13 protein-coding genes are annotated in these 13,248 nt (G+C 68.2%); 8 read left to right on the top strand and 5 right to left on the bottom strand.

What is annotated here, in order from left to right:
- Positions 1-17: 17 nt before the first annotated feature.
- Positions 18-635, top strand: coding sequence for a cob(I)yrinic acid a,c-diamide adenosyltransferase (gene cobO / locus M8A51_RS18595; RefSeq protein WP_251780019.1), 618 nt, complete (start codon positions 18-20; stop codon positions 633-635).
- 7 nt (positions 636-642) lie between these two features.
- Entirely contained in the window at positions 643-1,947 is a 1,305-nt protein-coding gene (locus M8A51_RS18600) for a cobyrinate a,c-diamide synthase (protein ID WP_251780020.1), read from the top strand.
- 3 nt (positions 1,948-1,950) lie between these two features.
- Here M8A51_RS18600 and M8A51_RS18605 read toward each other — a convergent pair whose 3' ends face one another.
- The 3 genes from M8A51_RS18605 to cbiB are packed head-to-tail and all read right to left on the bottom strand — an operon-like array spanning position 1,951 to position 4,801.
- On the bottom strand, positions 1,951-2,844 hold the full coding sequence (locus M8A51_RS18605; protein WP_251780021.1) for a cobalamin-binding protein: 894 nt from the start codon (positions 2,842-2,844) through the stop codon (positions 1,951-1,953).
- Positions 2,841-3,857 (bottom strand): aminotransferase class I/II-fold pyridoxal phosphate-dependent enzyme, encoded by a 1,017-nt coding sequence (locus tag M8A51_RS18610; protein ID WP_251780022.1) that lies wholly within the window; start codon positions 3,855-3,857, stop codon positions 2,841-2,843. Before M8A51_RS18610 ends, M8A51_RS18605 begins: the two co-directional genes overlap by 4 nt.
- Positions 3,854-4,801, bottom strand: coding sequence for an adenosylcobinamide-phosphate synthase CbiB (cbiB, locus tag M8A51_RS18615; protein WP_251780023.1), 948 nt, complete (start codon positions 4,799-4,801; stop codon positions 3,854-3,856). Before cbiB ends, M8A51_RS18610 begins: the two co-directional genes overlap by 4 nt.
- 31 nt (positions 4,802-4,832) lie before the next feature.
- Here cbiB and M8A51_RS18620 point away from each other — a divergent pair, with 31 nt between their 5' ends.
- Both M8A51_RS18620 and M8A51_RS18625 read left to right on the top strand, forming a co-directional pair.
- A complete protein-coding gene (locus M8A51_RS18620; RefSeq protein ID WP_251780024.1) occupies positions 4,833-6,314 on the top strand; it encodes a cobyric acid synthase in 1,482 nt (493 codons plus the stop codon).
- A gap of 104 nt (positions 6,315-6,418) precedes the next feature.
- Positions 6,419-6,700, top strand: coding sequence for a hypothetical protein (locus M8A51_RS18625; protein ID WP_251780025.1), 282 nt, complete (start codon positions 6,419-6,421; stop codon positions 6,698-6,700).
- Positions 6,701-6,759: 59 nt separating this feature from the next.
- Here M8A51_RS18625 and M8A51_RS18630 read toward each other — a convergent pair whose 3' ends face one another.
- The gene (locus M8A51_RS18630) at positions 6,760-8,382 is read right to left on the bottom strand and encodes a M28 family metallopeptidase (protein ID WP_251780026.1); all 1,623 of its coding nucleotides are present in this window, start codon (positions 8,380-8,382) and stop codon (positions 6,760-6,762) included.
- 233 nt (positions 8,383-8,615) lie between these two features.
- On the opposite strand from M8A51_RS18630, the gene M8A51_RS18635 reads away from it, so the two are divergent.
- Together M8A51_RS18635 and M8A51_RS18640 are read left to right on the top strand one after the other, a co-directional pair.
- Positions 8,616-9,947, top strand: coding sequence for a UDP-N-acetylglucosamine 1-carboxyvinyltransferase (locus M8A51_RS18635; protein ID WP_251780027.1), 1,332 nt, complete (start codon positions 8,616-8,618; stop codon positions 9,945-9,947).
- A gap of 56 nt (positions 9,948-10,003) precedes the next feature.
- Positions 10,004-10,495: a DUF1579 domain-containing protein gene (locus M8A51_RS18640; RefSeq protein WP_251780028.1), complete on the top strand. Its 492-nt coding sequence runs from the start codon at positions 10,004-10,006 to the stop codon at positions 10,493-10,495.
- Positions 10,496-10,528: 33 nt separating this feature from the next.
- Here M8A51_RS18640 and M8A51_RS18645 read toward each other — a convergent pair whose 3' ends face one another.
- Positions 10,529-11,275, bottom strand: coding sequence for a metallophosphoesterase family protein (locus tag M8A51_RS18645; protein WP_251780029.1), 747 nt, complete (start codon positions 11,273-11,275; stop codon positions 10,529-10,531).
- 130 nt (positions 11,276-11,405) lie between these two features.
- Here M8A51_RS18645 and M8A51_RS18650 point away from each other — a divergent pair, with 130 nt between their 5' ends.
- The gene (locus tag M8A51_RS18650) at positions 11,406-12,242 is read left to right on the top strand and encodes a nucleotidyltransferase (RefSeq protein ID WP_251780030.1); all 837 of its coding nucleotides are present in this window, start codon (positions 11,406-11,408) and stop codon (positions 12,240-12,242) included.
- A gap of 98 nt (positions 12,243-12,340) precedes the next feature.
- Positions 12,341-13,248 (top strand): IS630 family transposase (locus tag M8A51_RS18655; protein ID WP_251780031.1); only part of this gene is annotated, 908 nt, incomplete at its 3' end.

Genomic DNA, 13,248 nt, shown 5'->3' on the forward strand with positions numbered 1-13,248 from the left:
CACCGACACCGACCACCATGGAAACACCAGACGACAGCAGCCTCGCAGAGCGCCACCGCGGGCGCATGCAGCGCAAGAAGGCCGTCATCGACGCGCGCATCGATGCGGCCGACCGCGACTGCGGCCTGATCCTCGTGGCCACCGGCAACGGCAAGGGCAAGAGCTCCAGCGGCTTCGGCATGGTGGCCCGCGCGCTGGGGCACGGCATGAAGGTGGGGATCGTGCAGTTCATCAAGGGAGCGGTACCGACGGGCGAGGAGCAGTTCTTCCGCCGCTTCCCCGACGAAGTGCGCTTCCACGTGATGGGCGAGGGCTATACCTGGAACACCCAGGACCGCGACCGCGACATCGAGAAGGCGCAGGCAGCCTGGGCCGTCGCCTGCCAGATGCTGCGCGACCGCAGCCTGGGCCTCGTGCTGCTCGACGAACTGAACATCGCGTTGAAGCACCGCTACCTCGATGTACACCGTGTGGTCGGCGACCTGTTGGCCCGCCCGGAGATGCAGCACGTCGTCGTCACCGGGCGCGCGGCGCCGCCCGAGCTGCTTGCGGTGGCGCACACCGTCACCGACATGGGGCTAATCAAACACGCCTTCTCCCAGGGCATCCGCGCGCAGCCGGGCATCGAACTGTGAGGCTTGCATGGTTCAGGCGCTCCTGATTGCGGGCAGTGCATCCGGACAGGGCAAGACCAGCTACACCTGCGCCCTGGCCCACCGGCTGCGCACGCTGGGTGAACGGGTGCGTGCCTTCAAGGTCGGGCCGGACTTCATCGACCCCGGCTTCCTGCGCGAGGTCACCGGTGCGCCGGTCCACAACCTCGACCTGTGGATGGTCGGCGAACAGCGCTGCGCCCAATTGCTCGCAGACGGCGGGCAGCAGGCGGACTGGCTGCTGATCGAAGGCGCGATGGGCCTGTACGACGGCCAGCCGAGCGGCGCCGACCTCGCCGCGCAGCTCGGCGTTCCGGTGCTCGCGGTGCTCGATGCCGGCGCGATGGCCGAAACCTTCGGTGCCGTCGCGCTCGGGCTCGAAGCCTACGGCCGCCATCGCATGCTGCAGTGGGTCGGTGCCGCCGCCAACCGCGTGGCCGGCAATGCCCATGCGCGCATGCTGCGCGACAGCCTGCCGACCGAGCTGCCGTGGGCCGGGTACCTGCAGCGCTGCGAACCGGTGCTGCCGGAACGGCATCTGGGGCTCGTCCAGGCCGAAGAGATGCGCACTCACCTGAGCGCCGTCTGGAACGCTCTCGACGCTGCCCTGCATCTCGAGATCGCCACATTGCGTGCAGTGCCGCCATGGCGCAACCCCTTGACACCGGAACCCGTCGCAACGGTTGACCCGGCGACGCTGCAGGGACGCACCATCGCCGTCGCGCGCGACGCGGCCTTCTCCTTCTGCTACGAGACCAATCTCGACACGCTGTCGCGGCTGGGCGCGCGCCTGGTGCTTTTTTCGCCACTGGCCGACGACCCGGTGCCGCCACAGGCCGACGCTGTCTATCTGCCGGGTGGCTACCCCGAGCTGCACGCTGCGCGGCTCGCTCGCAGCGCACGCTTCCTGCATAGCCTGCGCACCTGCCACGAGGCGCAGCGGCCCATCGTCGCCGAATGCGGCGGCATGATGGTCTGCGCCCGCACGCTGCGTGACTCGCAAGGTCACGAGCACGCGATGGCGGGCCTGCTCGACGCCACCGCAGTGATGGGCGAGCGCCTCGCCGGCATCGGGCTGCACAGCTGGCGCCTGCCGCACGGCGAGCTGCGCGGCCACGTGTTCCACTACGGCCGGCTCGAGGTCCATGCGCCGCTGACCCCGGCCGCGCTGACGCAGCCGCGGCGCTATGGCGGGCCGGAGGCGGTCTACCGCGAGGGCTCGCTCACCGCTTCTTTCTTCCATGCGTACTTCGCGTCACAGCCGCAGGCAGCAGCCGCGCTGTTCGGCGGCTGACGCTCAACGTTTCCGGCGCGCCTCGTCCATCACTTCGCAGACGCGCTGCGCGCCTTGCAGCAGCCTCGGCGTGGGCCGGTTCAACAGGTCGCCATCGATGGCATAGAGGTTGCCGCGCGCCACCGCCTGCAGGCCGCCGAAGCGCTTCCAACCCTCCAGGTCGTCGAGCGGGCGCTTGGACGACGTGGCGCCCATCGCCGCGGTCAGGATCACTTCAGGGTCGGCCTGCAGCACCGCTTCCTCGTTGAGCGTCGGCACCAGTGCCTGCAGGTCGCCGAAGACGTTGACGCCACCGCACAGACGGATCACGTCGCTGACCATGTGCGTGTCGTTCAGCGTCATCAGCGGCGAGCGCCACACCTGATAGAACACACGCACCGGCGAGCGCTGGGCATACTGTGTCCGCAGCCCCGCGAGCCCGGCGGCGAAGGCCCGCGCTTCGCGCCGGGCGACCGCCTCGGTGCCCATCAGCCGACCCAACCGTTCGAGCGCGGGGCCGATGTCCCCCAGCCGCTTGGGTTCGCTCTGGTACATCGGAATGCCCAGGCCGCGCAGCTTGTCCAGCTGTCGCTGCGCATTGCCGTGCCGCCAGACCACCACCAGATCGGGCTTCAACGCCGCGACGGCTTCGAGATCCAGCGCCTTGTTGTCGCCGACGCGGCGAATCGCACGTGCCTGCGCCGGGTAATCGCTGAACTCGACCGCTCCGACGATGCGCTCGCCGCCGCCGGCCGCGAACAGCAGTTCGGTGACGTGCGGCGCGACGCTGACGATGCGCCGTGCCGGTGCCGGCAGCGTGACCAGGTGGCCATGATCGTCGACGACCGAGACCGGCTCGGCCCGCGCAGGCGCAGGCAGGGCCACTGCCATCACGAACCCCATGACGGCCCATTTCATTTGGACATCTCCTCGAGGACCTTGCCCAGTGCGAGGTCCAGCCGCTGCAGCGCGCGTTCGTCGGCAGGCAGGCCGAAGCGAACCGCCTCATAGGGTTCCGGATCGCGCAGCTCGAACAGCCGCGTCCAGATGCCGGCGCGCGCCAGCCCCTCGTGCAGCGCCCGGGCCTGCGGCAAGCGCGCGGTGCGGAACAACGCGGTGCCCTGATGCGCCAGGCCGTGGCGCGACAGGCGCTCGCCGAGCGCCCGCGACTGCGCCGCAAGCCACTGTCGTGCGTCGTGCTGCCAACGCGCGTCGCTCAGCGCTGCCGCAGCGACTTCCAGCCCCGGGCCGCTGACCGCCCACGGTCCGAGTTCCGCGATCAACGCCGCGCGCCAGGGCTCGGGTGCCAGCACGGCGCCGACGCGCAATCCGGCCAGGCCGAAGAACTTGCCGAGCGAACGCAGCACGATGGCGTTCGCCGGCATGCGCATGCCATGGTCGCCGTCGTCCGCGTCGGCGAACGCGGCGTCGACGACGAGCCACTCGCAGGCGGCCGCGAGCTGGTGCAGCCGGATCGACGAACAACGCTCGCCGGTGGGGTTGTTGGGCAGCGCCATCACCATCACGTCGGCGCGCTCGCGGCCGAGGTGCTGCGCGGCGGTCAACCGCACGGCATGCCCCTCGAGCGACCACCGCGCCGCATGTTCCCCATAAGAAGGCGCCAGCACTTCGACCACCGCCGCACCGCGCAGCCGCCGCCACACGCGCGGCAGCGCCTGGATCACCGCCTGCGAGCCTGCCACCGGCCACGCACCGGCGCCGTAGTAGCGCTCGAAGGCGTCCAGCACCTGCCGTGGCGGCGCCGGCAGCTCGCGCCATGCGGCCTCGCTGACCCGACAGGCTTCGGCGGGCCACCCGCGAGGGTGGATGCCGGTCGACAAATCCATCCATCCGAGCGCCGGCTCGCCGTAAAGGCTGCGGGCGCGGGCAAGATCAGCGCCGTGCGGCACCCGGGGCCACGGCCAGCTCATCGGACCGCCCCGAGATGCAGCAGGCTCAGCACCACCAGCCACAGCAGCATCGCACTGGCCACCAGTGCCAGTGCACGGCTGACATCGCGCGGCTCCGGCGCGTGCCCAGCCCCCAGCACGGGGCGCGTCTCGACCTGCCCGTGGTAGCGCGCCGGCCCGCCGAGCCGCAGGCTCAGCGCGCCTGCGCCGGCAGCCATCACCGGCCCCGCATTGGGGCTGTCCCACAGCGGCGCCTGGTGCCGCCAGCACCACAGCGCCAGCTTGGTGTAGCCGAGCGCCGCATAGCTCAAGGCCGTGAGCCGTGCCGGCACCCAGTTCAACAGGTCGTCGGCGCGTGCGGCGGCCCAGCCGAAACGCAGGAAACGTTCGTTCCGGTAGCCCCACATCGCGTCGAGCGTATTGGCCAGCCGGTGCACCAGCACGCCCGGACTGCCGGCCACGGCGAACCAGAACAGTGTCGCGAAGATCGCGTCGTTGCCGTTCTCGAGCGCCGACTCGATCGCGGCCCCCGCGACGCCGCGTGCATCGAGTTCCGAGCAGTCACGCGTCACGATGCCCTGCAGTGCCGAGCGGGCCTCCGGCATGTCGCCGTGCACCAGCGCACGCCGCACCCGGGCAACGTGCTCGTGCAGGCTGCGCGCCCCGAGCGCGAAGTACAGCACGACGCCGTCGAGCAGCCAGCCGAACCCGGGCGGCAGCCAGGCGCGCAGCCCCAGCAAGAGCGCCAGCGGCGCCGCGAGCAACAGCGCCCAGCCCGCCAGGCCCGCGACGCGTGAGCCGCCGTCGCGATGGCATCGCTGCTCGACCCACAGTGCCAAGCGCCCGAAACCCACCAGCGGATGCCAGCGCCGCGGCTCGCCGAACGCGACGTCAAGCCCGACGCCCAGCAACAGGGCCCAGGCCCAGTCGACGTTCAGCAGCGATGGCAGAAGGAAGGAGTTCATGCAGGGCGAAGCGCGAAATCATAATCCGCCCATGCGCACCGACGGCTTCTACCGCGACTTTCGCGGCACCCTGATGATTCAAGGTTGCACCAGTGATGCCGGCAAGTCCACGCTGGTCGCGGCACTGGGCCGCGTGTTTCGACGGCACGGCCGCGACGTTGCACCCTTCAAGCCGCAGAACATGGCGCTCAATTCCGCCGTGACGGCCGACGGCGGCGAGATCGGCCGTGCGCAGGCGCTGCAGGCCCAGGCCTGCGGGCTGGAACCGCACACCGACATGAACCCGGTGCTGCTCAAGCCGAACAGCGACACCGGCGCGCAGGTAGTTATCCAGGGCCGTGCCCGCTTCAATGCCGACGCCGTCGGCTACCACGAGTACAAGCCGTTGGCCCTGCCGTACGTGCTGCAGAGCTACCAGCGGCTGCTCGCCGCGCACGAGGTGGTACTGGTCGAAGGCGCAGGCAGCCCGGCCGAAGTGAACCTGCGAGACCGCGACATCGCCAACATGGGCTTTGCTGAAAGTGTCGACTGCCCGGTGCTCCTGGTGGCCGACATCGACCGTGGGGGCGTCTTCGCGCACCTGCTGGGCACCCTCGCCTGCCTCAGCAGCAGCGAGCAGCAGCGCATCCGCGGCTTCGTCATCAACCGCTTTCGCGGCGATCTCGCGTTGCTCGAGCCCGGCCTGCGCTGGCTGGAACAGCGCACCGGCAAGCCGGTGTTCGGCGTGCTGCCCTACCTGCAGGGGCTGGCGCTCGATGCGGAAGACACGTTGCCGCACAGCGAGCGGCCAACGGACCGCAGCCCCCGGCTGAAGGTGGTGGTCCCGGTGCTGCCGCGCATCTCCAACCACACCGACTTCGACGCCCTGCGCCTGCACCCGCAGGTGGAACTGGTGTTCGCGGCGCCCGGCCGGCCGCTGCCCGGGGCCGATCTGATCGTGCTGCCCGGCAGCAAAAGCGTGCAGGCCGACCTGCGCGCCCTGCGCAGCCACGGCTGGGACCGCGACATCCGCCGCCACCTGCGGCTGGGCGGCAAGCTGATCGGCATTTGCGGCGGCATGCAGATGCTCGGCCACACGCTGCACGACCCGCTCGGCCTGGAAGGCCCTGCCGGTTCGATGGACGGTCTGGGGCTGCTGGACTTGCACACCACACTCGCCGCCGAAAAGCAGCTGCGCCGCGTGAGCGGCCGACTCGCCGGACATGGCGCCTGCGTCGAAGGCTACGAAATCCATGCCGGTGTGAGCACCGGCGCCGCGCTGGAGCGCCCGGCGCTCGACCTGCTGGGGCGGCCCGACGGGGCGCTCGACGCCGACGGGCAGATCCTCGCCACCTATGTGCACGGCCTGTTCGACACGCCCGAAGCGCTGACAGCGCTGTTGCGATGGGCTGGCCTCAACGGCGCCGCGGCATTCGACCTCGGTGCACTGCGCGAGCAGAGTCTGGAGCGCCTGGCAGACGCCACCGAACAGGCGCTGTCGGGCACGGCGCTGTGCCGCGCGCTGTGCGACTGAGCGTGGAAAGCATCACTCGCCTGGCAAGGCTGTGCCCGCAAGCCTGCTGACGCTGTGCGATAGTCATGCGATCCACCGCCCCACCCTTGCCCAGAGGCCCGACCGTGATCGAGAAAAGCTTTGCCGGCGTCGTCCTGGCCATCTGCGTGATCCTGCTGCTGCGCATGGTGATCGGCGAGCGGCGGCGCCAGCGACTCGACCGCGTGGCTTTGCGCATCTGGTGGGCGTGCCGCCGCCGTGCCTCGGCGGTCTGGCACTGGTGGCCCACGCGTCGCAAGGCTGCACGCGCGACCGACGAAGCGATACGGCGCGCCCGCGGCGACGGGCAGTGGGACGGCAACGTGTACCGGCCCAAGTCGTTCCGGCGGCCGCGCAAGCCGCATTGAACGGCCCCAAAAAAGCGGCGTCCTCGGACGCCGCTTTTCACATCAGCATGGGACGACGCTCAATGCTGCGCTCCATGGCGGCGGCGCAGAACCTCGTTCGCCGCAGAAAACTTGCCATGGCCCTGCTTGACGCGCTTGCCGCCCTTGCGATCCCGCTCCATCGCATAGTGCAGCGTCGAGTAGGCCACCGCGTCGGCGTTGATGCCCAGCGCTTCCCAGTTGACGTTGTTCATGGTGTCGCAGGCCTGGTGATAGCACGGGTCGTAGGCCACGCCGGCCGTACCGCCCCACAACGCCACTTCCTCCTCGGTCTTGATCTCCTCGGCGCCCGTGAACAGCCCGCCGGACGAGATGCCCTCGTCCATGAACGGCCCATAGTCGGAACGGCCGGAGAAGTCGGTGCCCTTGAAGGCGATGCCGCGTCGGGTGTAGAAGCGCTCGAACAGCTTCTCGATCTCATCGGAGCGGCCCGGGCCGGGGCCCGCGCCTTCGGCGTCCGAGTCGTCGCCGTCATAGATCATGAAGGCATGGTTGGGCGAGCCGATCATGTCGAAGTTCAGGTACAGCGCGATGCGGTCCTTTTCGTCCTGCGTCAGGTTGGCCACGTAATGGGTCGCCCCGACCAGGCCGGACTCCTCCGCCCCCCACAGCGCGAAGCGCACCTTGTTGCGCGGCCTGACCTTGCCCATCTGCACGGCGGTCTCGAGGATGCCTGCGGCGCCGGTGCCGTTGTCGTTGATGCCCGGGCCTTCGTTGACCGAGTCGAGGTGCGCGCCCACCATCACGACCTTCGTGGGGTCGCCGTGGCGCGATTCAGCGATCACGTTGCTCGTGGTGGCGAGCCCGCGGAAGGTGTCGGTCTTCAGGTGCAGCACGAGGCCAGCGGTCGCCGCGAGCTGTTCACCGACGGCCAGCGTGACCGAGGTCACCGGCAGATCGAGCGTGAAGTCGGCGCCCAGCGTACCGTTGAGCTCTTCAGGCAAGTTGTTGTAGATCACCACGCCGACAGCGCCCGCGGCGTGCGCATTCGTCGCCTTCAAGGCGAAGGGGCAGCCGTCCCCCCGCTGGACGAGCGCGATGTGGCCGGCCGGGAAGCCTGCGAAGTCGGCCGCGGTACACCCGGTCACCGCACCGCTGGGAACGCTCACCGCCGCGGTGACATCGCCGCTGCCCGAGTACGACATGATGTGGTTGTCGATCGGGCCGCCCGGGGCGGGTGCCGTTTGCTCCAGCACCACGGGCGAGAGCTGCACGAAGGTCTGGAACTGGAACTCCTGCCGCGTCACGACGTAGCCGGCGTTGCGTAACACGCGTTCGGCATAGGCAGCCGACTGGTCGTATCCCGAAGACCCCGAAGCACGATGGCCGTTGTTGGCGTCGGCGATGTCCTGCAAGGCCTGCAGGTGCCGGCGCACGCCCTGGACCGTGACGCACTCCAGCAGCTTGCGCTGCGTGTTGTTGACCCGGTGCTCGCAACGGCGCCAGCCGCCGTGCATCGCCTGTTCGGTGGCGTCCGTCTCCAACTCGGCCGCTTCCTGCTCGGTGATGTCGACGTCCGCTGCATCGGCGCCGCTGTCGTCGCCTCCGCCGCCGCAGCCGGCCAACGCCAGGGCCGCGGCCGAGAAGGAAGCGCCGAGCCAGGATCTCAACCGGCTCTTCGGGTGTGCGAGAGTTCGCTGCATTTGATGTCTCCTACGGTGTTGACGTTTGGGACTGCACCGTGCGTCGTGCGCTTGGTGCCGGGCCAGTATCCGGAGCGGCCGCAACGCAACTCGTTATCGGAAAGTAACGCCGCCCGTAACCGGCGGAAAGATCGTTTGCGAAAGCAGTGCCGCCCTGTCACTTCACACAGGCTTCACGTTCGGTTCACCCCTCGCTTCGACACTGCGGCGCGTTGCATCAAGCGAGAGTCCTCATGTCCAACCTCATCGTTCACGGCGGCACGCCGCTCGTCGGCAAGATCGTCCCGTCGGCCAACAAGAACGCGGTCTTGCCCATCCTCTGCGCGACGCTGTTGACGCGCGAACCGGTGCGTCTGAGGCGCGTGCCCGAAATTACCGACGTGAAGAAGATCCTCGAGGTATTCCGTGCGCTGGGCAGTTCGGTGCAGGTGGACTTCGCCCGCGGCGTGCTCGACATCCAGCATCGCCATACCTTGTTCGACGAGCAGCGCCACCGCCTGCCGGAGGCGATGCGCTCGTCGATCATGCTGGTGCCGCCGTTGCTGGCGCGCTTCGGCATGGCGCGCATCGAGAACGACGTGCAGGGATGTACGCTGGGGGTGCGCGAGATCGATCCGCACGTTGAGGTTTTCGAGCGATTCGGCGGGCGCATCGAGCGCCGGCCGGACGCATTGATCGTGCGCAGCAACGGGCCGCTGCACGCCACCGAGCACTGGCTCGACTATGCCTCGGTCACCACGACCGAGAACTTCGTGATGTGCGCGGCGCTGGCATCAGGCACCTCCACGCTGATGAACGCCGCCTCCGAACCGCATGTCCAGGAGTTCTGCGAGTTCATGAAAAAGCTCGGTGCGCACATCGAAGGTGCCGGTACCTCGCGCCTGACGGTTGCCGGCGTCGACGCCCTCGGCGGCTGCGAGTTCACGTTCACCGAAGACTTCCACGAGACCGTCACCTTCCTCGCGCTCGGCGCGATCACGGACGGCGACGTGCGAGTGAAGAACTCGACGCCGGGGCACTTCCCGCTGATCGACCGCACCTTGGCGAAATTCGGCATCCATGTCACGCACGAGGCCGGCTGGTCGCGCGCCCGCATCGATGGTCGGCTGCAGGTGCGCGAACCGTTCACCGCAAACATGCTGCAGAAGGTAGAGGCCGCCCCCTGGCCGTACCTGCCGGTGGACCTGCTGCCGATCTTCATTGCGCTGGGCGTACGCTCGCATGGCAGCATGATGTTCTGGAACAAGGTCTACGACGGCGCGATGGGCTGGACGTCGGAGCTGTCGAAGTTCGGCGCGCACGCCTTTCTTTCCGACCCCCACAGGCTCGTCACCTTCGGCGGCAAGCCGCTGGTGCCCGCCGAGGTCGAGAGCCCCTACATCATCCGTGTCGCGATCGCCCTGCTGATGGTGGCCGCCGGCATCGAAGGCCGCTCGGTGATCCGCAACGCGGCGCCGATCCGGCGCGCGCATCCCCGCTTCGTCGAGAACCTGCGCCAGCTCGGCGCGCGCATCGAATGGGCCGAGGTCCCGGCGCAAGATCCCCTACGAGTTTCCGGAACTTGACACGCCGCCTGCGCCCACCATACTGAACCGTCTGGTTTATCCGCTCGGAGCGACACATGGAGCAAGTGCAAGCGCAGGAGCAGCACCGCTGGCTGCAACAGATGGTGGGCGACTGGACCTACCAGGGCGAACCGGCGGAGTCCGAGCCGGGCAAGCCCACCGAGACCTGGAGCGGCACGGAACGTGTGCGCATGCTCGGCGACGTCTGGCTGCTGTGCGAGGCGAGCGGCGACATGCCCGGTGGCGGAACCGCAAGCTCGCAGCTGACGCTGGGCTACGACCCGAAGATCCAACGCTACACCGGCAGCTTCATCGGCTCGATGATGACCTTCCTGTGGGTCTACGACGAGGGCGAGCTCGACGCCGAGGGCCGCGTGCTGACCATGGTGGCCGACGGGCCGGACTTCTCCGACCCTTCGAAGATGCGGCGCTACCGCGACGTGTTCACGATCAAGAGCGCCGACGAGCGATGGCTCGAAGCCTATATGCAGGGCGACGACGGCCGCTGGCAGCCGCTGATGCGCAACACCTACCGGCGCAAGCGTTGAAGCCGCGCGGGCGTTCGTGGCACATGGCCTGATTCACCCGGCCTCCTGCCGCGGCACCTCGAACAGCCGGAAAGCCGGTTGGTCGGGATAGGTGCGCTGCAGCAATGGCTTGGCGACGTTGTAGACCGGAATGTTGTTGACGGTGCGCCCTTCCGGGCGACCGCGGTGCGCGTGCCCGTGGAACACCGCCGTCACCGGGTAATGGATCAGCGGGTCTTCCAGCCGGCTGGTGCCGAGGAAGGCGAAGATCTCCACCGGCTCGCCCTCGACGGTGCCGACGATCGGCGAATAGTGCAGCAAGGCGATGCGCTGTGGCGTGCGCAGCTTCGCGAGCGCCGTCTCCAGCTTCAATGCCTCCTGGATGGCCTCGTTGACGAAGGCCTTGATGACGCCCTCGCCCCACGGCCCGAGCGCATAGCGTCCGTAGCCGCCGGCAAAACCCTTGGCGCCCGCGATGCCGACGCCGTGCACCTCGCAGGCCTCGCCGTCGAGCACGGTGATGCCGGCGTCGACGAGGATCTTGCGCACCTCGTCCGGGTGGCCGGACTCGTAGTCGTGGTTGCCGAGCACCGCCACGATCGGGACCTTCGCGACGGCCAGTTCCTCCACCAGCACGTGCGCCTCTTCGGCCAGCCCGTAGTCGGTCAGGTCACCGCACAACAGGATGACGTCCGCCGCTTCGGCGGCCTGCGCGAACAGCGGGCGCAACGTGCCGGCCGCATCTTTCTTGCAATGCAGGTCGCCCACGGCGGCAAAGCGCACGCTTCCTTGTAAGTCCATGTACCCGTCCTTTCCTGTAGATCGCGGCGCTTGCCGGTAGGAATCACCGTATGCGGCCAGGGGCCTCTGCATCAGGTGCAAGGCACGTCTTTTGCGGGTACAGGCAATCATCATTCCTCGATTGGCCGCCATGCCCGACGCGCCCCTGACGCCACCTTCCTGCGACGATCTCGACCCGGACACCGCCGCGTTTTACCGGCAGGTGCTCGAGATCCTTGATGACACCGGTGTTTCCTTCCTGGTCGGAGGGGCATACGCCTTCGCCTGCTGTACCGGGATCGAGCGGCAGACGAAAGATCTGGACCTGTTCCTGCGCCGCGCCGACTACGAACGCGCGGCCCGGGCCTTGCGGGCGGCAGGCTATCGAACCGACATGGCCTACCCCCACTGGCTGGCAAAGGTCTACGCGGGCAAGGAGAGCAAGGAGTTCATCGACCTGATCTTCAATTCCGGCAATGGCGTTACCGAAGTCGACGACGACTGGTTCCGCCATGCCGGGGAAGTGCCGCTGCTCGGCCGGCGGGTCAAGGTCTCGCCGGTGGAGGAAATGCTCTGGTCCAAAGCCTTCATCATGGAGCGCGAACGCTACGATGGCGCCGACGTCGCACACCTGTTGCGCGCCCGTGCCGGTGACATCGACTGGCACCGTCTGCTCGATCGCTTCGGCGCCCACTGGCGCGTGCTGTTCAGTCACCTGGTGCTGTTCGGCTTCATCTACCCGGACGAGCGCAATCTGATGCCCGGCTGGGTGATGAGACGCCTGTCCGACCGCCTGCGGCTCGAGGAGGAGACACCTGCGCCGCAGGACAAGGTCTGCGAGGGAACGCTGCTGTCGCGGCAGCAGTATCTGAGCGACGTCGAGGAACAGGGCTACCAGGACGGCCGGGTCGTCCCGCACGGCAACATGAGCGAAGAGGAAATCGCGCTGTGGACCGAGGCGATTCCCGAACGGCGCTCCACGCCGTGAGTTTGAGGGGCCCGCCCGGCCGGGCTAGTGTCCTGTCGCAAAAATATCTTGCATTAATTTTGCATGTCCTCCGGTACATTGACGGCCGGAGAACGACGATGCACCTGCGTGAAGACGCGACGATCGAGTTGAGCCAAGAGCAGCGCGCCGAATTGGAGAAGGTGGCGCGTTCGCGGCGCACACCACAAGCGGTTGCGCAGCGTGCTCGCATCGTGCTGATGACGGCCGATGGGATGTTGCCAGGAACCATCGGCGAGCAACTCGGCGTGTCGCAGCCAACGATCCGCAAGTGGCGCGCGCGATATGCCGAGCAAGGGTTGCCAGGATTACGTAGTGAGCCGCGGCCAGGTCGCCCGAGGACGCTGGACGATCAGCGAGTCGCGGACTTGCTGAACCAAGCGCTGCAGACGCGTCCGGCCAAGCAGACGCATTGGAGCGTGCGCAGCTTCGCCGCCGAGGCGAACATCAGCAAGGACATGGCACACCGGCTATTCCGAGCGACCAGCATCGCCCCTCATCGCTCACGCAGCTTCAAGTTGTCCAACGACCCAGCCTTCGTCGAGAAGGTGCGCGACATCACCGGCCTCTACCTCAATCCACCCGATCACGCGCTGGTTCTGTGCGTCGATGAGAAGAGCCAGATTCAGGCGCTGGAGCGCACGCAGCCTGTGCTGCCGATGGGATTCGGCTACGTCGAAGGCGTCACCCACGACTACGTTCGTCACGGCACGACCACGCTGTTCGCCGCGCTCGATGTAGCCAACGGGCAGGTCATCTCGCGTGTTCGAGCGCAACATCGGCACCAGGAGTTCCTGGACTTCCTGCGCCAGATCGACAAGCAGACGCCGCCTGAGCTGGAGCTGCATTTGATCGTGGACAACTACGTGACCCACAAGCACGCCAAGGTCAAGGCGTGGCTGGCGCGCAACCCGCGATTCCACCTGCACTTCACTCCGACCTACAGCTCCTGGCTCAATCAGGTCGAGCGTTGGTTTGCGCTGATCAC

The sequence above is a fragment of the Caldimonas mangrovi genome, assembly GCF_023721835.1.
Classification (GTDB): Bacteria; Pseudomonadota; Gammaproteobacteria; order Burkholderiales; family Burkholderiaceae_C; genus Caldimonas; species Caldimonas mangrovi.

Excerpts from the sequence above, each read along its gene's own strand:
- cbiB (WP_251780023.1), bottom strand. The coding sequence starts at position 4,801 with ATGAACTCCTTCCTTCTGCCATCGCTGCTGAACGTCGACTGGGCCTGG.
- M8A51_RS18645 (WP_251780029.1), bottom strand. The coding sequence starts at position 11,275 with ATGGACTTACAAGGAAGCGTGCGCTTTGCCGCCGTGGGCGACCTGCAT.
- M8A51_RS18600 (WP_251780020.1), top strand. The coding sequence starts at position 643 with ATGGTTCAGGCGCTCCTGATTGCGGGCAGTGCATCCGGACAGGGCAAG.
- M8A51_RS18640 (WP_251780028.1), top strand. The coding sequence starts at position 10,004 with ATGGAGCAAGTGCAAGCGCAGGAGCAGCACCGCTGGCTGCAACAGATG.
- M8A51_RS18650 (WP_251780030.1), top strand. The coding sequence starts at position 11,406 with ATGCCCGACGCGCCCCTGACGCCACCTTCCTGCGACGATCTCGACCCG.
- M8A51_RS18635 (WP_251780027.1), top strand. The coding sequence starts at position 8,616 with ATGTCCAACCTCATCGTTCACGGCGGCACGCCGCTCGTCGGCAAGATC.
- M8A51_RS18620 (WP_251780024.1), top strand. The coding sequence starts at position 4,833 with ATGCGCACCGACGGCTTCTACCGCGACTTTCGCGGCACCCTGATGATT.
- M8A51_RS18610 (WP_251780022.1), bottom strand. The coding sequence starts at position 3,857 with ATGAGCTGGCCGTGGCCCCGGGTGCCGCACGGCGCTGATCTTGCCCGC.
- cobO (WP_251780019.1), top strand. The coding sequence starts at position 18 with ATGGAAACACCAGACGACAGCAGCCTCGCAGAGCGCCACCGCGGGCGC.
- M8A51_RS18630 (WP_251780026.1), bottom strand. The coding sequence starts at position 8,382 with ATGCAGCGAACTCTCGCACACCCGAAGAGCCGGTTGAGATCCTGGCTC.
- M8A51_RS18605 (WP_251780021.1), bottom strand. The coding sequence starts at position 2,844 with ATGAAATGGGCCGTCATGGGGTTCGTGATGGCAGTGGCCCTGCCTGCG.